Source organism: Bacillus sp. X1(2014), from assembly GCF_007678255.1.
Genome location: NZ_VEED01000003.1, coordinates 99,905 through 118,764 on the forward strand (window position 1 = coordinate 99,905; position 18,860 = coordinate 118,764).

An 18,860-nucleotide genomic window follows, 5' to 3' on the forward strand; every position below is an offset into this window, starting at 1 on the left:
TCGTAGTAAATCATTCCACTGTTTTAAGAGCTTCTTTCTCAGCTTCTTTAACATAGTGGATCATCTCCTTATCTCTTATTTTATACGAACCTTGTCCAATGTAAAGTAAGCGATGGCAGATTATTGAAGTTTTTTTAAAATAAGAGTATTTTTACTTTATTATATGAAGAAAAATGCTGATTCAATCATGGTTAAACATGGAATTATAGTGACATTATAAAAAATAGCAAAAGAACCGACCAATAGGCCGGTTCTTTTGTTTTGACTGTTTTCGGAATAATTGCTGTTTTTGGAACCGATTTAATCATAAAAATCTCAGAAGGAATTATAGTTCGGACACGATTGCTTTTAAAATTACGAAAGCTGTCCGAAGACGACCGAAGTTCGGACACGATTGCCATTGAAATCACGAAAGCTGTCCGAAGCCGACCGAAGTTCGACACGATTGCCATTGAAATCACGAAAGCTGTCCGAAGCCGACCGAAGTTCGGACACGATTGCCATTGAAATCACGAAAGCTGTCCGAAGCCGACCGAAGTTCGGACATGATTGCCTTTGAAATCACGAAAGCTGTCCGAAGCCGACCGAAGTTCGGACACGATTGCCATTGAAATCACGAAAGCTGTCCGAAGCCGACCGAAGTTCGGACATGATTGCCATTGAAATCACGAAAGCTGTCCGAAGACGACCGAAGTTCGGACATGATTGCCATTGAAATCACGAAAGCTGTCCGAAGCCGACCGAAGTTCGGACATGATTGCCATTGAAATCACACGGAAGCTGTCCGAATGGGCCACGAATCGAAAACAGTAACAAAGTTTACGATAAGAACCTTTATTTTTTACGACTTCAATTTGGGGATTTTAACGCTCGATTGCAATGGCACCTTCGATCGGTCTTAATGGATCTGCATGATTAATATAATCATAAAACATAATCCCATTTAAATGATCAATTTCGTGTTGAAAACAAATAGCAGGAAGTCCTTTTAAACGAAGTTTCACTTCTTCACCATTTAGTGTAGTTCCCTTTAGTGTGATTCTTGCATGTCTTGGAACATAACCGGGAATCGCTCTATCAACAGACAGGCAGCCTTCACCTGCTTTCAAATAGGACTTTTCAATAGAATGGCTAATAATTTTTGGGTTAAATAACGCATAGCTATAAAGAGTTCCTGTCTCATCCATAAGATGGACAGCAATCATTCGTTTTAACACATTAATTTGTGGGGCCGCTAAACCGATTCCTGGTCGCAGACCATATTGTGCAGATACTTCAGGATTTTGGCTATTAATGACATATTCTAATAAGCTGCTTAGTATTTGTTTATCCTCTTCAGAGGGCGGCATAGATACTTCTGCAGCCACTTTTCTAAGGGAAGGATGGCCATCTCGTATGATATCTCCCATCGTTAACATGAAAACACTCACTCCTGTACTCTAACTGAATTATTAATAATAATTAGTCTATCAGACAATTAATAAAAAGTTAACAATTGATTAAAGCCCTCCTTAAAGCATCCTTTTATAAACTCCTTATTGTCAAACAAACCAAGTGTCGATATAGTAGAATATGGAATAAGCAGGAGGTTTAAAACATGTCATTTTTAAAAAAGTCTGGATTTATTTTTATTATATTGGCTATGACAGTTATTTTTGCAGGATGTACAAAAGAAAAGACACCTGAAGAAAAAATGTATACCGTCTTAGAAAAAGTCGTAAAGGCGGAAAAGGTATTCGAAGAACAACAGAATCCCCTTGTCGCGCTAGAAAAAAAGGAAAAAGGGATTTATGACCAAATTATTGAACTTGGCATGAAAGAATATGATCAAATCGTTAAGCTTTCAGATGAAGCACTTTTATTAGTAAATCAAAGAAAAGAGCTTATGGACAAGGAAACAAACAGTATTAAGCTCTCGGAAAAAGAATTCTCAAAAGCTGCAAATATAAAAGATAAATTTGAAGATCCAAGCTTAAAGAAAATAGCTAATGATATGTATGAAATAATGATGAAAAGATATGAAGCTCATGATGTGTTATTCACCGAATATAACGAGGCACTTAAAAATGATAAAGCATTATATGATATGTTTAAAAATAAAAACCTTCCACTAGAGGATCTTGAATCTCAAGTAAATAAGCTCAATGAAACATATAAAAGAATCTATAATGCGAATGAAAAATTTAATATACTAACAGAACAATACAATGATAAAAAGTTGTTATTTTATAAGCAGGCGGGGCTTAATACAAGTAACTAAATATTATTTAATAAAAATAATCGGCAAATTCTGCCGATTTTTTTATATTATAACAACTTCAGGAAAAGGAAATATTTATATAACAGATATTCAAATTGAATGATACAGAAAGAATGATATGCAATTATTTAGCAACATGTTTGTGTTGAAAAATATTAATACATAGTATTTGACGTGTAAAAAGTAATGAGGTAAACTTGTAAAAGAGTTCATTAATTGTATCAATGATGTTACATAATATAGTGGTACAGAATAAAATGATGGTGAGGTAAAAGAAAATTTGTTTTATCTTATCTTTTCTGTGAAAAACTATTTAGTAGTATGTTTAAGAACTAAGCTAACCAAAATTCTATGTAATATCACGGGTTTACTCAATACAAAGTACAAAATGGATAGGAATGACTATCTGCTTTTATTCTTTAGCTTTTGGGTAATCTAACTTAGTGGATAATATTTTCAAAAATTTAGCTCCTGAATTGAAAGGAAGAGGTGACCTTAATGGTTTCTAAAACTCAAAACGCTAAGCTTGATGCGAAGAAAACACTAGAAGTTGTCGAGGAACAATTTCAAACACTTCAAATTTTAAATGAAGCTGGTGAAATCGTAAATGAAGCAGCGATGCCTGACCTTACTGATGAACAGCTCCAAGAATTAATGCGCCGCATGGTTTACACACGTATTCTTGATCAGCGTTCTATTTCATTAAACCGTCAAGGAAGATTAGGTTTCTATGCTCCAACTGCAGGGCAAGAAGCTTCTCAATTAGCTTCACAGTTCGCACTTGAAAAAGAAGATTTTATTTTACCTGGATATCGTGATGTTCCACAAATTGTTTGGCATGGCTTACCATTATCCCAAGCATTTTTATGGTCAAGAGGACATTTTCAAGGAATGCAAATTCCGGACGGAGTAAATGTTCTTCATCCTCAAATTATCATCGGTGCCCAGTATGTACAAACTGCCGGTGTTGCTCTTGCTTTTAAAAAGCGCGGAACAAAGGCAGTAGCTATTACTTATACCGGTGATGGAGGAACATCACAAGGGGATTTCTATGAGGGAATGAACTTTGCCGGCGCCTATAAAGCTCCAGCCATCTTCATTGCTCAAAATAACCGATTCGCGATTTCGACTCCTGTTGAAAAGCAATCAGCTGCCAAAACTCTCGCTCAAAAAGCTGTTGCAGCTGGAATTCCAGGAATTCAGGTTGATGGTATGGATCCACTGGCTGTTTATGCTGCTGTACGTGAAGCACGCGAACGGGCAATTAATGGGGAAGGTCCAACATTCATTGAAACTTTAACATACAGATATGGTCCTCATACTATGGCAGGTGATGATCCAACTCGCTATCGTACAGCAGACCTTGACAATGAATGGGAAAAGAAAGATCCATTAGTTCGTTTCCGTAAATTCCTTGAAAACAAAGGTCTATGGTCAGAAGAAAAAGAAAATGAAGTAATCGAACAAGCGAAAGAAGACATTAAAGAAGCAATTAAATTAGCTGATGCTGCGCCTAAACAAAAGGTTACTGATTTAATGTCTATTATGTATGAAGAAATGCCTCAAAACTTAAAAGAACAATATGAAATATATAAAGAAAAGGAGTCGAAGTAAGCCATGGCTCAAATGACAATGATTCAAGCAATTACAGATGCTTTACGTTCGGAATTACGCAACGATCCAAATGTGTTAGTATTCGGTGAGGACGTTGGTGTAAACGGTGGTGTATTCCGTGCAACCGAAGGGTTGCAACAGGAATTTGGCGAAGATCGTGTATTTGACACGCCACTAGCTGAATCTGGAATCGGCGGCTTAGCAGTAGGTCTAAGTTTGCAAGGATTCCGCCCAGTTCCAGAAATTCAATTTTTTGGTTTCGTATTTGAGGTCATGGATTCCATTGCTGGTCAATTAGCCCGCCAACGTTATCGTTCAGGTGGAAAGTTTAGTGCGCCTGTAACGTTTCGCTCGCCATTTGGTGGAGGGGTACATACTCCTGATATGCACGCTGACAGTTTAGAAGGACTTATGGCTCAGACACCTGGAGTTAAGGTTGTTATTCCGTCAACTCCATATGATGCTAAGGGGTTGCTCATTTCATCTATCCGTGACAATGATACAGTTGTTTTCCTTGAGCATATGAAATTATACCGTTCATTCCGTCAAGAAGTTCCTGAAGAGTCATATACAATCCCACTAGGAAAAGCTGAAGTTAAACGTGAAGGTACTGACGTTTCAATTATTACCTATGGTGCAATGGTACATGAGTCATTAAAAGCTGCCGAAGAGTTAGAAAAAGAAGGTTTTTCTGCGGAAGTAATTGATTTACGAACTGTAAGCCCAATCGACCTTGAGACAATTATTGCATCTGTTGAAAAAACAGGTCGTGCGATTGTTGTTCAAGAAGCACAAAAACAAGCTGGTATTGCAGCAAATGTTGTTGCTGAAATAAATGATCGTGCAATTTTAAGTTTGGAAGCACCAGTCTTACGTGTGGCTGCTCCAGATACCGTTTTTCCATTCCCACAAGCAGAAGCTGTTTGGCTTCCGAATTATAAAGATGTAATTGCAACAGCTAAAAAGGTTTTAACTTTTTAATTAACTTATTTAATCGTACGCTGATATTTCTATAGTTATGTTGCTCAAAAAAACATGTAATTTAGGAGGATGAATCCTAGTGTCATTTCAATTTAAAATGCCTGACATCGGTGAAGGTATACATGAAGGCGAAATTGTTAAATGGTTCGTAAAACCAGGTGACAAAGTTCAAGAAGATGATGTACTTTGTGAGATTCAAAATGATAAAGCTGTAGTAGAAATCCCTTCCCCTGTTGAAGGAACAGTGGTTGATGTATTAGTTGGCGAAGGAACTGTCGCAACAGTTGGACAAGTTTTGGTAACCTTTGATGCTCCTGGTTACGAAAACCTTCAATTTAAAGGCGATGAACATGCTGATGAACCGAAACAAGAAGAGAAGCCTGCAGCAGCAGCTCCTGCGCCAGAGGTTAAACAAGATGCAGCACCACAGCCAGCAGCTGTTGCAGTAGCAACGCAAGTTGAAGTAGATCCAAATCGTCGAATTGTTGCAATGCCGTCTGTCCGTAAATACGCTCGTGAAAAAGGAATTAATATCCAATTAGTTCCTGGAACAGGAAATCTTGGTCGCATTCTTAAGAGTGATATCGATGCCTTTGTAAGCGGTGGAGCTGCACCTGCACCACAAGCGGCTACTGATACTGCAGCAGCAGCTACGGAAACTGCTAAAGTGGAAGCACCACAAGCGGCAGCCATTCCTCAAGGCGAATATCCTGAAACTCGTGAGAAGATGAGTGGTATCCGCAAGGCGATTGCTAAGGCTATGGTTAATTCCAAGCATACAGCACCGCATGTAACACTTATGGATGAAGTGGATGTAACTAAACTTGTTTCACACCGTAAGAAGTTTAAAGAGGTAGCTGCAGCAAAAGGCATTAAGCTTACATTCTTACCATACATCGTTAAAGCATTAACAAGTGCATTACGTGAATTCCCTGCATTAAACACATCACTAGATGATGCAACAAGTGAAATTATTCATAAGCATTATTATAATATTGGAATTGCAGCCGACACAGAAAAAGGCTTACTTGTACCAGTTGTAAAAGATGCAGATCGCAAGTCAGTTTTCTCAATTTCTAACGAGATCAATGAATTAGCTGGAAAAGCACGTGATGGAAAGCTTGCCCCTAATGAAATGAAAGGTGCTTCATGTACTATTTCCAATATTGGTTCAGCTGGCGGTCAATGGTTTACTCCAGTAATTAATCATCCTGAAGTTGCCATCTTGGGTGTTGGCCGAATTGCAGAAAAACCAATCGTTAGAAACGGTGAAATTGTTGCAGCGCCAGTTTTAGCTTTATCATTAAGCTTTGACCACCGCATGATTGACGGAGCAACAGCGCAGAATGCTTTAAATCATATTAAACGTTTATTGAACGATCCAGAACTATTGTTAATGGAGGCGTAATATCATGGTAGTTGGAGATTTCCCAATTGAAACAGATACTATAGTAATTGGAGCTGGCCCAGGGGGATATGTTGCAGCAATTCGTGCAGCACAATTGGGACAAAAAGTGACAATTGTTGAAAAAGAATATGTAGGCGGCGTATGTTTAAATGTCGGTTGTATTCCTTCGAAAGCTTTGATTTCGGCAGGACACCGCTACGAAACAGCCATGCATTCCGATTCTTTTGGAATTACCGCAGAAAATGTAAAAGTGGATTTTTCAAAAGTTCAAGAATTCAAGGCAGGCATCGTTAAAAAGTTAACTGGTGGTGTCGAAGGTTTATTAAAAGGTAATAAAGTAAACATTGCTCGTGGTGAGGCCTATTTTGTCGATGCCAATACATTGCGTGTTATAAATGAAGATTCAGCACAGACTTATACCTTTAAAAATGCAATTATTGCAACTGGATCTCGTCCAATCGAACTTCCAGCCTTTAAATATTCAAAGCGTGTTCTGAATTCTACTGGGGCACTTAACTTAAATGAAATCCCTGAAAAAATCGTTGTCATCGGCGGCGGTGTCATTGGGATTGAACTTGGTGGAGCCTACGCAAACTTTGGCAGCCAGGTTACCATTTTGGAAGGTGCGGAAGAAATACTCGGTCTTGGCGTTTTTGATAAGCAAATGGCTGCTCTTGTAAAGAAGAGTATGAAGAAAAAAGGTGCAGAATTCTTTACAAAAGCTTTTGCTAAGGGCGTTGAAGAGACTGAAAATGGTGTGGTTGTAACGTTCGAAACAAAAGGCGAAGAAAAGAAAATTGAAGCAGATTACGTTTTTGTAATGGTTGGACGTCGACCTAACACAGATGAAATGGGCTTAGAACAAGTGGGTATTAAGGTGTCTGACCGCGGACTAATTGAAATTGACAAACAATGCCGCACGAACCTTAACAATATCTATGCTATTGGTGATGTTGTAGCAGGTCCTCAATTGGCACATAAAGCTTCATATGAAGCGAAAATTGCTGCTGAGGCAATTGCTGGTCACACCTCTGAAATTGATTATTTAGGTATCCCTGCTGTTGTCTTCTCTGAACCTGAATTAGCTTCAGTTGGCTATACAGAAGCACAAGCAAAAGAAGAAGGAATCACTGTAAATGCAGCTAAATTCCCATTTGCTGCTAATGGTCGTGCGTTATCATTAGATAGTGGGGATGGATTCTTGAAACTGATTACTCGTAAAGATGATGGTCTTGTAATTGGGGCACAAATTGCTGGAACAAGTGCTTCAGATATGATTGCTGAATTAGGACTAGCGATTGAAGCAGGAATGACTGCAGAAGATCTTGCTATGACAATTCATGCACATCCAACACTAGGAGAAATAACAATGGAAGCGGCGGAAGTAGCTTTAGGAAGCCCAATTCACATCATGAAATAAATTAGAATTTATAAAAGTCCTTTTCGCAAACTAGCGGAAAGGACTTTTTTATTCTGACGAATTGTTTTTATTAAAAAAAGCGTAAAAAAATCCTTGTTATCATAAAAACAAAATATATCTCTCGTTTTTAGAACATATACTTAAAAGAACTAACATTCTAATTTTAACTTTGAATGTATTAAGAGTGGTGATAAATATGAGGGTCTATATTGTCGTGATACTACAATTTATCATTTGGAGCGGTTATACATTTATTGAATGGTTGTCAAAGCATGACCAGCTAATATATAAAGTCTTTATGTTTTTTGTATTTTTTTATTTAGCTTATCTAATTGGAAACCATGTAACCAAATCATCGCGTAAAACGCTATTTATCACTACTTTAAGCCTTGTTATTTACACTTCAATTCACTATACAATGGAAATGTTTACGCACTAAAAAAAGCCCCTAAAGGAGCTTTTTTATTTTCGTGGATAATAATACATGATGCGCTCATTGAACAGATGGAGTTCCCCTTGTAGTTTTTTCGCAAGGTATTTACAAAATTCATTGGCTTTCCCTTTATCACCGTAAGTAGATTGATCAGGTAAAGTGATTTGTATGTATGTTTGTTCCAGTTCTTGCCCCTCTTCATTACGAATCGTTTCCTGATCAACTCCAATTAAAATGGCATTGTAGCGTTCATCATTTGAATGTAAATAGAACCATTTTCCTTCGGCCTCTTTTGTTTCTTTCAGTTCATATGGAAAGGCTGCCTCTCCGTATTCCCATCCTATTTGATTGCCTGTTTTTGTTGTATTCTTTTTATACTCAATAAATAAGTCCTTTACTTCTTCAATTGTTACCTTTTGTTTAGCAGATGAAGGCACTAGCTTAATGTATGCGTTAACAGCCATCATCATTCCCCCCCACGAGTACGTTAGTATTATTCATCTCTATTCTAGCACTGAATAAAATATTATGACAACTGCGGCATGAAACAAATGTACAAGTTTCTTGTTTCTTGTATAAATTTGAATTATAATAATATTCTAAAGAATCATTTTTTTTAAAAAGGAGGAACTTATGGAAATCTTTGAGAAGCTCTATGATGAGCATGAAAATTCAAAAGTTAGGTTTATTGGGTTTACCACAGAAAGTACACGTTATGATTTCGGAATTATTTATACCACCATGTTTTTTGGAAAGCCGTTAGTTGTCTGCATGCAAACAGGCCGCTCCACTCTCCTTGACCCCAAAGATATTGAAGATATTGATTACCTTCAAACCGTATTCCGTATACCTGACCAACAGCAGGCAGCTGATTTAGCTGACTTCTTCAGAGAAACTCTACCATCCATCCCTTTTGTCACCCAATATGAGTAATGATTCAAAAAAGAAGGCCCTAATAGGCCCTTTTTTTATGAATATTTTTTAATTGTGACATACAATTTAGGCTTGATATTTATAATGTGATATATTATTATGTGATTAAGGATATATAAATACTTCGCTTTGTGGACATTCATTAATGAAAAGGGGATTGAGCAGATGGGTACTTTAGTATGCCAAACATGTAATTCAACTATTGATCATTTTGAAGATGAAAAAGTAACGGTGCTTTATTCTAAGTGCAATTGTTGTGAGGATCATCATTCAGAGGAAGATATATAATTGCTAAATATAAATAAAACAGGATTCCTAAATGGAATCCTGTATTTTTGTTCTATTTTATTGCTTTATACTCCTTAATCACGAGAAGTGATTTAAGTTCATCATCCTCCGGTCCTTGTACAGGGAGGCCTGCTTCGAGGTTTTTCCGGATGTAATGGAGGTTTTCCTTTGTAATAATCTCGCCAGGGATAAAAATTGGGATACCTGGTGGATAAACCATAACAAATTCTGCAATGATTCTTCCTTCTGATTCTTCAAAAGGAATAACTTCAGTTTCCGCATAAAATGCATCTCTAGGTGTTAATGCAAGCACTGGGATTTCTGGAAGAAGAACTTCTACAGGTTCAATTCTATCGGTACTGTGTTGGCATTCGTCCGCTAATTCCTTAAGAGCATTTACTAGTAAGTCTGCTTCGGTTTCTGTGTCTCCAAGTGTGATAATACAAAGAATGTTATATAAATCGGAAAGTTCCACTTCAATATTATGTTTCTCTCTTAGCCACTTTTCTACATCATAACCAGTTAATCCTAATTCTTTCACGGAAATAATCAATTTAGTTGGATCGTAATCAAAGGTAGCTTTTGACCCTAAGATTTCTTCGCCAATACAATGCAGATTTTCGATCTCATTAACTCTTTTACGAATTGATTGTGCCACTTTAATGGTATTATCGATTAATTCCCTTCCCTTTGTAGCTAATTGCTTACGTGCGACATCAAGTGAAGCAAGCAATAAATACGACGTTGAGGTAGTAGTTAGCATACTTAATATGGATTGGACATGTTTGGCAGAAACAAGGCCTTCTTTAACATTTAGAATCGAACTTTGGGTCATTGAACCGCCTAGTTTATGAACGCTGGTAGCAGCCATATCTGCACCAGCCTGCATCGCAGAGAGAGGAAGTTCTTCATGGAAATGAATATGAACACCATGTGCTTCATCAACAAGAACAGGAATATCATAAGAGTGTGCAATTTCAACAATCTTTTTTAAATCTCCGGATATACCAAAATACGTTGGGTTGATAACTAATACTGCTTTCGCATCTGGATGCTGTGTAAGAGCTCTTGCCACGGCATCGGGAGTAATTCCATGTGATATACCTAGTTCCTTATCAATTTCGGGCTGGATAAACACTGGAATAGCTCCAGAGAAAACAATGGCCGACATGATTGATTTATGGACATTCCTCGGAACGATAATTTTGTCATCAGGTCCACAAACAGCCATGATCATCGCAATAATTGCTCCGCTTGTGCCTTGTACCGAAAAGAATGTTCGGTCCGCACCAAAGGCTTCTGCTGCTAAATCCTGCGCTTGCTTGATAATCCCTTTTGGTTGATGTAAGTCGTCTAGCGGCCCGATATTTATTAGGTCGATAGATAAGGCATTATCCCCGATAAAGTAACGAAATTCAGGGTCAATTCCAGCCCCTTTTTTATGACCTGGAATATGGAATTGAATTGGGTTCTTTTTTGCATGTTCTAATAAACCGCTAAATAACGGTGTTTGATTTTGAGTCAATTGATAACCACACCTCTTTATAAAAAATACTCTAATTATGTCGAATTTCAATAATAAACAAAAGGAATTATAGCATTATTCCTATTCATTGCAAAGAAATATATGTTATTCCTTGCCCGGTTTACGATAGTTTCCCTTGAATAAAGGAAAATTACCCTGAAGTAACGAAATAACAAGTAGAAAGTTTTTAGGAGGGTTTCAAATGGAATGGAAAACTCGACTTACTCAATTACTAAACATACGTTATCCGATCATTCAAGGGGGATTAGCTTATTTAGCCTATTCTGAGTTAGCGGCAGCGGTTTCAAACGCTGGTGGTCTTGGCCAGATTACTGCCATGTCCTTGGCTGAACCTGAACAACTTCGAACGGAAATTAGTAAAGTGAAACAACTGACAAACAATCCTTTTGGGGTTAACTTTGCGATTGGGCAGCATGGCAGACCATTCGCCGATTTTCTCCAAGTGGCTATTGATGAAAAGGTCCCGGTTGTTTCGATGACAGGAGGAAACCCTGCTCCCATATTTGAGCAATTAAAAGGGACACAGATAAAAACACTCGTCCTTGTTGCCGCCAGAAGACAGGCAGTGAAAGCAGAAGAACTTGGTGCTGACGCTGTTATGGTCGTGGGGCAGGAAGGTGGGGGGCATCTTGGCCGTGATGATGTAGGGACCATGGTCTTGGTGCCTCAAGTTGTAGATGCTGTTTCTATACCAGTTATTGCTTCGGGTGGAATAGGTGATGGCCGCGGGCTAATGGCTGCCCTTAGTTTAGGGGCAGAGGGAATTGAAATGGGTACAAGATTCATTGCAACAAAGGAATGTGTTCATGCCAACGAATTATATAAAAAAACCTTAGTGGAAGGCAATGAATCAGGAACAGTGGTGATTAAAAGAACACTAGGTGCTCCGGCTAGGGCACTTGCTAACAGTTGGACAGAAAAAATTCTGGACATTGAAAAAAACAATGGGGGATACGATGGATTAAAAGATTACATTAGTGGAACTGCAAACCAACGCTATATTTATGATGGTGTACCTGATGAAGGCTTTGCATGGGCAGGGCAAGTGATGGGGTTAATTAAAGATGTCCCTGCAGTTAAAGAACTATTTCATCGAATGATTCATGATGCTGAACTAATTCGTGCAAAATGGGGAAAATAAGTATATGATTCTGTTTAGTTGAATTAGTTAGAAGGTGAAATTATGGAATACCAATATCCAATTGATCATCATTGGAGTACAGAAGAAATTGTGGATGTGATTGCATTTTTTGAAACAATTGAAAAGGCTTATGAACAGGGAATTGACCGCGATGAAGTATTGAAGGCGTATCGCCGCTTTAAAGAGATTGTTCCTAGCAAAGCTGAAGAAAAAACAATTTGTAATGAATTTGAAGAAATGAGTGGTTATTCGTCTTATCGAACGATAAAAAAAATAAAAGATGCAGCCACCGGGGAAAGAATAAAAATGAAATAGGATAAACAGCTCCTGCACCTTTTGTGAAGGAGCTGTTTTTTCTTTTTACTTTCTATTTTGTGAGATTCGATATAGAGCGGCTACCTTCTCAAATACGCCCTCAATTTGTTGAACTAACTGATCGGAACCTAATTCGATTACTTGTTCTCTGTCAATCGTATAACCACATAATAATTCTGCTTTTTTTACGTTTTGCAGGCGGTCAAAAAGCGATCGAAGTTCTTCCTTGGATAATTGATTGTGCCCAATGGTTTCTGGTTTTGTATGATCCACTGACCAAACAAAGTCCTTGGGTGTATCTTTATAAATTTTTGCTAATTTTTTTGAAAATCTTTCAGCAATTAAATCTTTTTGAGGTGCTTCATAAATAACGGCAAACCATATAAATAAATGGGTGTTCCACATGCCGATTTGAAAATGAGGGAGCATTTTATAACCTCGAGGATTACTTGAGAATGCTACCCAAGTATCTTTAGGCGGATTAATAGTCCTTCTGGCATGTTTTGCAACATGAACAAACATTTCATCATCCGTAAGTGAAGAAATGAAAGGGGCGAAGTGATTTCCTAATTCTTCTAATTTGGGTCGAACGGTTTCCTTCAAAGCCTCCATCCGTGTCTCTAAACCATCTATTAAAAAAACATCAAAATCCTCGTTTGTAAATCCTTTAAAAACCATACGTATAAACCTCCAGCTAAACATTTGTTCTTAATTGTAGCATAACAATAAGAGAGACCAATAATTTGATGCTTTCTAGGTAAGAGCACATATTTGTTGCAACATATCTCCCTAACTCATATTATACAGTAAAAAAATAATCTGAAAAATGAGTTAAATCCAGGAAGGGGAGGAGAAACGTGAAACAATTGATGAATACCTCACTTAAAAAAGCAAGCGAAAAGGAAAGAACAGCAGTTTTAAGATTGGAAATGGATTATGAATTAGCTACATTATTCGAAGCGATTGAAGAAAAGAATGAGAAGAAAATGAAAGAATGCAAACAAAAATTAGAAAAAATCCGTCAAGAATTATTACGGTTAAAAGCACTTTGATAAATTTATAATGTTTTTTTATCCAAGGAGAACTAAAGCAGGATGGAAAGAAATAGAATATATTCTGAATTTATAAAACGAACTCCAGTAAAAATGAAGGGGGTTCGTTTATTATTGTCTTTTTTGATGTGGTACGTGTACCTCTTAAAAGTTGATGTGTTCCAACAATTTGATTAAGCTAAAGGTACATTATTTAATTTATGATGCATCATACTACATACATTGAAATCTTGACAGGATTATAGATTTATTTGGAGGAGAGTTATGAACTGGGAACAAATTTATCTTCATGCAAAGGAATGGGTTAATGAGGCAGGTGCTAGAATTAGATTATCTTTTGATAAAACATTAAATATTCAAACGAAGTCAAATGCTAATGATTTGGTAACGAATATGGATAAAGAAATTGAACAATTTTTTATTAGTAAGATCAGAGAGGTTTATCCCGATCATAAAATATTGGGCGAAGAAGGGTTTGGAGATACACTCGAAAGTCTTGATGGTGTGGTTTGGATGATTGATCCAATCGATGGAACGATGAATTTTATTCATCAACAAAGAAATTTTGCTATTTCTCTTGGTATTTATGAGAATGGTATTGGTAAAATTGGACTCATTTACGATGTGGTCCATGACGAACTGTATCATGCCAAAAGGGGAAATGGAGCTTATATAAATGAAAAACCTCTAGTTCCTCTAAAGGATACAACTGTTAAGGAATCCATCATTGCCCTAAATGCAACATGGGTAATGGAAAATCACCGTATTGACCATAATTTAATGATTCCTTTAGTGAGAGATGCACGGGGAACAAGATCATATGGTTCGGCAGCCCTTGAAATGGTGTTTGTTGCAACAGGAAGAGTTGATGCGTACCTCTCGATGCGCTTATCACCCTGGGATGTTGCTGCAGGGGCAGTGATTATAGAAGAACTTGGCGGGTTTGTTACAAATTTAAGGGGAGAAAAACTGAGTTTCCTTGCACAGGATTCATTATTTACTGCAAATCCAGGATTACACCAATTGATCTTGAAGGACTATTTAAAAGAGGGAAGATGGTAAAAAGAAGAAGCCGTGGCAGGCTTCTTCTTTTATAATTCTCCATTTTCACGCATTTTTCTTTTTGTTTTAAATCCCATGCCCATAATTACGATAATTGCAAGGATACAGCCTATAGCACCGATTATGCTTTTTTCGCTAATTGCAACACCAATCCCCATAATACTTGCGGCTGCAAGGATCGCATAAACGAGTAATGACCACTTTACGTTTTTCATTTTTTTACCCCTTTTTCATTGAAAAATACAGTTCAAACGTACAAAGCTTTCTTATATTTTATATTCTACAATAAAATGGTTAGGGGTTTCCACTTTAATTGTGGTATAATGTTTTAGTTGTGAATGGGAAACTACAAATAGACTTATTTTTAGAATATAGGAGTGGAATTTTTTGAATATAAGAAATGATATACGTAATATTGCGATCATTGCCCACGTTGACCACGGGAAAACTACGTTGGTTGATCAATTGTTGAAACAATCTGGAACATTTCGTTCTAACGAGCATGTTGAAGAACGTGCTATGGATTCGAATGACTTAGAAAGAGAGCGTGGAATCACCATCCTCGCGAAGAACACGGCTATTCAATACAAAGATACTCGTATCAATATTTTGGATACTCCAGGACACGCTGACTTTGGCGGAGAAGTGGAACGGATTATGAAAATGGTTGATGGGGTATTGCTTGTAGTTGATGCCTATGAAGGCTGTATGCCACAGACTCGTTTTGTTCTTAAAAAGGCATTAGAGCAGAATTTAACTCCAATTGTTGTTGTTAATAAAATTGACCGTGACTTTGCGAGACCTGCAGAAGTAATTGATGAAGTAATCGATTTATTTATTGAACTTGAAGCAAATGAGGATCAGCTTGAATTCCCAGTTATTTACGCTTCAGCAATTAATGGTACAGCAAGTACTGACCCTGAGAAGCAAGATGAAAATATGCAATCCTTGTATGATGCAATCGTTGAATATATACCTGCTCCAGTTGATAATCGTGAAGAACCATTACAATTCCAAGTTGCCCTTCTTGATTACAACGATTATGTTGGCAGAATCGGAATCGGCCGTGTTTTCCGCGGTACGATGAAGGTGGGTCAACAAGTTGCCCTAATGAAGTTAGATGGTTCAGTGAAGCAATTCCGTGTGACCAAAATTTTCGGTTTCTTTGGATTAAAGCGTCAAGAAATCCAAGAGGCAGTAGCGGGTGATTTAATCGCTGTTTCAGGAATGGAAGATATCAACGTTGGTGAAACAGTTTGTCCTGTTGAACATCAAGAAGCACTACCAATCCTAAGAATTGATGAGCCAACATTACAAATGACATTTGTTGTAAACAACAGTCCATTTGCAGGTAGAGAAGGCAAGTATTTAACTGCAAGGAAGATTGAAGAAAGATTACGTGCTCAATTGCAAACAGATGTAAGTTTACGAGTGGATAACACAGATTCACCAGATGCATGGATCGTTTCTGGCCGTGGTGAACTTCATTTATCAATTCTTATTGAAAACATGCGTCGTGAAGGTTATGAACTTCAAGTTTCAAAACCTGAAGTTATCGTTAAAGAAATTGATGGTGTTCGCTGTGAACCAGTTGAAAGAGTTCAAATTGATGTACCTGAAGAGCATACTGGTTCAGTTATGGAATCAATTGGTGCCCGTAAAGGCGAAATGATAGATATGATTAACAATGGTTCAGGTCAAGTACGCTTAATCTTTAACGTACCAGCACGTGGCTTAATTGGTTACACTACCGAATTCTTAACTATGACTCGTGGTTATGGAATTATAAATCATACCTTTGATAGCTATCAGCCAATGTTACCAGGCCAAGTCGGTGGACGACACCAAGGTGTACTTGTGTCAATGGAATCTGGAAAAGCTTCGACATATGGTATCATGCAAGTGGAAGACCGTGGAACTATTTTTGTTGAACCAGGTACGGAAATATACGAGGGGATGATCGTGGGCGAAAATACTCGTGAAAATGACATCACCGTTAATATTACTAAAATGAAACAGGCAACAAATGTGCGTTCAGCTAACAAAGATCAAACATCAGTGATTAAAAAGCCGCGCATTATGACATTAGAAGAGTCATTAGAATATTTAAATGATGACGAATATTGTGAGGTAACACCGGAATCGATTCGTCTTCGTAAGAAAATTCTTGATAAAAATGAACGTGAAAGAGCTGCTAAAAAGAAAAAATATGCTGAACAGAGTTAAGTAAAAGGAGTGCAAGAAGATGGAAGGATTCTCTCCTAGCCTTAGATTTTTCATTGAACTAACAGATGTAAAAACCGCTGTGTGGTTACAGTATGTATATATTGTTATTTTAGCGGCTATTGTATATAAGTTAGGCTTTGCAAAAAAATTGCCTCTTTTGAAAAACATCGTGATTTATACATGCTTGTTAATTGGATGCTTTGTTATGCTGATTTTTTCATACGCATTGCCTATTGCGGAGGGACTCGCAGGTGCGGCCGTGTTACTGATAATTTATAAAATACGCTTACATCAAACGAAGAAGCATCAGGCTGAAGCGAAATAACGGGGGTTTAGTTAAATGAAATCCGTCCAGGATACATTATATAATTGGCTTACAATTAAGGTTGTATGCGACGCACGGCCTGATGATACAGCAGCTCAAGATACTTTACACCTCTTTGAAGAAATGTTAGCTGATCTTAACCTCTCCAACATAGAGGTAACAACAGATGTTGTCATGTATTATGTTTCCTATCAACAAGGGGATGAGAAGAAAAAAACTCGTTTTCCACGGGAATTGATAGAGGTCATGCTGCAACAGATAAATCAAGAACCAGAAAAGTATGAGAACTATCCAATTGAAGAATAAATAAAAAACCATCATGTTCATTCCACTTTGGAATGTGCATGATGGTTTTTTTAGTAATAATCTACACGAGAACTTCCGTTTTTTTTCACCAGTCGTCTTCCTCCGATTTTGTACGGTATAAACGAAAATTTCCTGTTTCAAATCTGGCATTTGTTTTTTTCGCTATTCTTGTATTACATTCATTACACATATATGTATGGATGGGACGATTACGAAGTCGTTTGGCCACAAACGATTCATCCTCAATTGCTTCAATTTTATCGCAAATTACACATTTAACTCTCATAAGTCACCTCTTTAACTATTTCTAATAACCGATGGTATTCCTCTAGTATATCATGGCAGAAAGTTTGTAAGTAATCAATTGGTTAAATTTGATGAAAGAAAGGGATAGTAGTATTATGAGAATATCTGTTTTTTAAAACAGGGTAAAGGATCTAATTAAAGGGGATGTAGAAAAATGGCAAATCAAGTAGAACCAATGCTAATTAAGCCTTTATATGATGAGCTTCAAAAAGAGAGGTTCGTGACATTGGCAACAGTTGATTATGAAACAGGGGGGCCTAATGTTAGTTCTATTTCCTGGGTGTTTGCAAAGGATGAAAGTACCATCTATTTTGCAGTAGATAATCGCTCTAGAATCCTCGAAAATATTCATAAAAACAATCAAGTGGTTATTAATTTGATTGCGAATGAATCTACATATGCTATTCACGGGGACGCTCAGGTAAAAGAGGAAAGACTTCAGGATGTGCCACTAAAACTTGCTCTAATCCAGGTAAAAATTACTGCGGTAAGGGATGTTATGTTTTATGGTTCTAAAATAGTCACAGAGGTTCAATATGACAAAACCTATGATAAAAATGCTGCCCAAAAGTTAGATAATCAAGTTATGGATGCAATAAGAAAAGCTTAGGAATTAACCCTAAGCTTTTCTTTTATTTTTAGGCTGTCGCTTTATTTATAGTGGTTTGATTGGTCCTCTTGTTCTTTTTCCAGCTCCTTTTGGTCGTTTGATTTTAGCTTTTTATCTGGTTTTTCAGGAGCATTTTTAGGGCTTGGGGTAAGTATATCTCCAGGTACCTCTGGCATTAATCGACCGGCTACATCTGCAAGTTCCTCCATAATTCCTTGAATTGGCCTGCCTTTATTAATATCCTCTTGAATTTCTCTTAAACGCTGCGTTGTATCCGCATCAGCTACAACTACTGACTTAGCACCATAAGGATCCTTTTTTAAACTTTCAGCCACGGAATACTTAATGGACCCTACTTGTGAGCGGTCAATTTTTGCGTTCACATCAATACCGACAATCGCATATCTTCCTATTACCACAGCAGTTGCATCTTTAACATTTGGAATACTTGTTGCAAGTTTTACCAATCGTTTAGAGATCTCTTGCCCTGTTTTTCGATCAACATTTTCAATATAGCTGTTTTTTACTTTAACGGATGAATCGTTTACATTGTTTGAGAGCTCCTTATTTGTACTACAGCCGGCTAAGATTAGCAAGAACGCAGTTATGATTAAGGTCTTCTTCATTCCTATTC

23 protein-coding genes are annotated in these 18,860 nt (G+C 37.3%); 16 read left to right on the forward strand and 7 right to left on the reverse strand.

The genetic code is table 11. The features are described 5' to 3' along the window. Positions 1-261: 261 nt before the first annotated feature. On the forward strand, positions 262-507 hold the full coding sequence (locus FS608_RS07980; RefSeq protein ID WP_144548738.1) for a hypothetical protein: 246 nt from the start codon (positions 262-264) through the stop codon (positions 505-507). 356 nt (positions 508-863) lie between these two features. Here FS608_RS07980 and def read toward each other — a convergent pair whose 3' ends face one another. Continuing rightward, a complete protein-coding gene (gene def, locus FS608_RS07985) occupies positions 864-1,418 on the reverse strand; it encodes a peptide deformylase (protein ID WP_144548739.1) in 555 nt (184 codons plus the stop codon). Between the two features lie 179 nt (positions 1,419-1,597). Between def and FS608_RS07990 the strand changes: the two genes are divergently transcribed. The 5 genes from FS608_RS07990 (at position 1,598) to lpdA (ending at position 7,683) form a co-directional block, all read left to right on the forward strand. Further along, on the forward strand, positions 1,598-2,260 hold the full coding sequence (locus FS608_RS07990; protein WP_144548740.1) for a YkyA family protein: 663 nt from the start codon (positions 1,598-1,600) through the stop codon (positions 2,258-2,260). A 498-nt stretch (positions 2,261-2,758) separates the two neighbouring features. Further along, positions 2,759-3,874, forward strand: a complete 1,116-nt coding sequence (pdhA, locus tag FS608_RS07995) for a pyruvate dehydrogenase (acetyl-transferring) E1 component subunit alpha (RefSeq protein ID WP_144548742.1) — start codon at positions 2,759-2,761, stop codon at positions 3,872-3,874. Between the two features lie 3 nt (positions 3,875-3,877). Beyond that, a complete protein-coding gene (locus FS608_RS08000) occupies positions 3,878-4,855 on the forward strand; it encodes an alpha-ketoacid dehydrogenase subunit beta (protein ID WP_144548744.1) in 978 nt (325 codons plus the stop codon). 79 nt (positions 4,856-4,934) lie between these two features. Continuing rightward, a complete protein-coding gene (locus tag FS608_RS08005) occupies positions 4,935-6,263 on the forward strand; it encodes a dihydrolipoamide acetyltransferase family protein (protein WP_144548746.1) in 1,329 nt (442 codons plus the stop codon). Positions 6,264-6,267: 4 nt separating this feature from the next. Continuing rightward, positions 6,268-7,683 carry a dihydrolipoyl dehydrogenase gene (gene lpdA / locus FS608_RS08010; protein ID WP_144548748.1) on the forward strand — a complete coding sequence of 472 codons (1,416 nt, stop codon included), beginning with the start codon at positions 6,268-6,270 and terminating at the stop codon, positions 7,681-7,683. Between the two features lie 462 nt (positions 7,684-8,145). Here the strand turns inward: lpdA and FS608_RS08020 are convergent, their stop codons facing one another. Beyond that, the gene (locus FS608_RS08020; protein WP_186328652.1) at positions 8,146-8,580 is read right to left on the reverse strand and encodes a DUF1885 family protein; all 435 of its coding nucleotides are present in this window, start codon (positions 8,578-8,580) and stop codon (positions 8,146-8,148) included. Between the two features lie 169 nt (positions 8,581-8,749). Here FS608_RS08020 and FS608_RS08025 point away from each other — a divergent pair, with 169 nt between their 5' ends. Beyond that, positions 8,750-9,049, forward strand: coding sequence for a DUF3055 domain-containing protein (locus FS608_RS08025; RefSeq protein WP_144548755.1), 300 nt, complete (start codon positions 8,750-8,752; stop codon positions 9,047-9,049). A gap of 165 nt (positions 9,050-9,214) precedes the next feature. After that, positions 9,215-9,337, forward strand: coding sequence for a GapA-binding peptide SR1P (locus FS608_RS08030; RefSeq protein WP_144548757.1), 123 nt, complete (start codon positions 9,215-9,217; stop codon positions 9,335-9,337). Between the two features lie 52 nt (positions 9,338-9,389). Here the strand turns inward: FS608_RS08030 and FS608_RS08035 are convergent, their stop codons facing one another. Then, positions 9,390-10,862 carry an aminotransferase class I/II-fold pyridoxal phosphate-dependent enzyme gene (locus tag FS608_RS08035; protein ID WP_144548759.1) on the reverse strand — a complete coding sequence of 491 codons (1,473 nt, stop codon included), beginning with the start codon at positions 10,860-10,862 and terminating at the stop codon, positions 9,390-9,392. A gap of 202 nt (positions 10,863-11,064) precedes the next feature. On the opposite strand from FS608_RS08035, the gene FS608_RS08040 reads away from it, so the two are divergent. Both FS608_RS08040 and FS608_RS08045 read left to right on the forward strand, forming a co-directional pair. Further along, positions 11,065-12,024 (forward strand): NAD(P)H-dependent flavin oxidoreductase, encoded by a 960-nt coding sequence (locus tag FS608_RS08040; RefSeq protein WP_144548762.1) that lies wholly within the window; start codon positions 11,065-11,067, stop codon positions 12,022-12,024. A gap of 42 nt (positions 12,025-12,066) precedes the next feature. Continuing rightward, positions 12,067-12,339: a UPF0223 family protein gene (locus FS608_RS08045; protein ID WP_144548764.1), complete on the forward strand. Its 273-nt coding sequence runs from the start codon at positions 12,067-12,069 to the stop codon at positions 12,337-12,339. Between the two features lie 45 nt (positions 12,340-12,384). Here the strand turns inward: FS608_RS08045 and FS608_RS08050 are convergent, their stop codons facing one another. Then, the gene (locus tag FS608_RS08050) at positions 12,385-13,017 is read right to left on the reverse strand and encodes a YktB family protein (RefSeq protein ID WP_144548765.1); all 633 of its coding nucleotides are present in this window, start codon (positions 13,015-13,017) and stop codon (positions 12,385-12,387) included. 179 nt (positions 13,018-13,196) lie between these two features. Between FS608_RS08050 and FS608_RS08055 the strand changes: the two genes are divergently transcribed. Together FS608_RS08055 and FS608_RS08060 are read left to right on the forward strand one after the other, a co-directional pair. Beyond that, positions 13,197-13,391, forward strand: coding sequence for a hypothetical protein (locus tag FS608_RS08055; protein WP_098572623.1), 195 nt, complete (start codon positions 13,197-13,199; stop codon positions 13,389-13,391). A 264-nt stretch (positions 13,392-13,655) separates the two neighbouring features. Beyond that, complete coding sequence (locus FS608_RS08060) at positions 13,656-14,453, forward strand: inositol monophosphatase family protein (protein ID WP_144548767.1); 798 nt, start codon at positions 13,656-13,658, stop codon at positions 14,451-14,453. Positions 14,454-14,482: 29 nt separating this feature from the next. Here the strand turns inward: FS608_RS08060 and FS608_RS08065 are convergent, their stop codons facing one another. After that, positions 14,483-14,668 carry a YlaF family protein gene (locus tag FS608_RS08065; RefSeq protein WP_144548769.1) on the reverse strand — a complete coding sequence of 62 codons (186 nt, stop codon included), beginning with the start codon at positions 14,666-14,668 and terminating at the stop codon, positions 14,483-14,485. A 172-nt stretch (positions 14,669-14,840) separates the two neighbouring features. Here FS608_RS08065 and typA point away from each other — a divergent pair, with 172 nt between their 5' ends. The 3 genes from typA to FS608_RS08080 are packed head-to-tail and all read left to right on the forward strand — an operon-like array spanning position 14,841 to position 17,310. Further along, the gene (typA, locus tag FS608_RS08070) at positions 14,841-16,679 is read left to right on the forward strand and encodes a translational GTPase TypA (RefSeq protein ID WP_144548771.1); all 1,839 of its coding nucleotides are present in this window, start codon (positions 14,841-14,843) and stop codon (positions 16,677-16,679) included. Positions 16,680-16,698: 19 nt separating this feature from the next. Continuing rightward, positions 16,699-17,004: a YlaH-like family protein gene (locus FS608_RS08075; protein ID WP_144548773.1), complete on the forward strand. Its 306-nt coding sequence runs from the start codon at positions 16,699-16,701 to the stop codon at positions 17,002-17,004. Between the two features lie 15 nt (positions 17,005-17,019). Continuing rightward, a complete protein-coding gene (locus FS608_RS08080; RefSeq protein ID WP_144548775.1) occupies positions 17,020-17,310 on the forward strand; it encodes a hypothetical protein in 291 nt (96 codons plus the stop codon). Between the two features lie 85 nt (positions 17,311-17,395). Here FS608_RS08080 and FS608_RS08085 read toward each other — a convergent pair whose 3' ends face one another. Continuing rightward, the gene (locus tag FS608_RS08085) at positions 17,396-17,596 is read right to left on the reverse strand and encodes a YlaI family protein (RefSeq protein ID WP_144548777.1); all 201 of its coding nucleotides are present in this window, start codon (positions 17,594-17,596) and stop codon (positions 17,396-17,398) included. 174 nt (positions 17,597-17,770) lie between these two features. Between FS608_RS08085 and FS608_RS08090 the strand changes: the two genes are divergently transcribed. After that, on the forward strand, positions 17,771-18,226 hold the full coding sequence (locus FS608_RS08090; RefSeq protein ID WP_144548779.1) for a pyridoxamine 5'-phosphate oxidase family protein: 456 nt from the start codon (positions 17,771-17,773) through the stop codon (positions 18,224-18,226). 41 nt (positions 18,227-18,267) lie between these two features. On the opposite strand, the gene FS608_RS08095 is transcribed toward FS608_RS08090, so the two are convergent. Continuing rightward, positions 18,268-18,852 carry a YhcN/YlaJ family sporulation lipoprotein gene (locus FS608_RS08095; RefSeq protein ID WP_144548782.1) on the reverse strand — a complete coding sequence of 195 codons (585 nt, stop codon included), beginning with the start codon at positions 18,850-18,852 and terminating at the stop codon, positions 18,268-18,270. Positions 18,853-18,860: the final 8 nt, after the last annotated feature.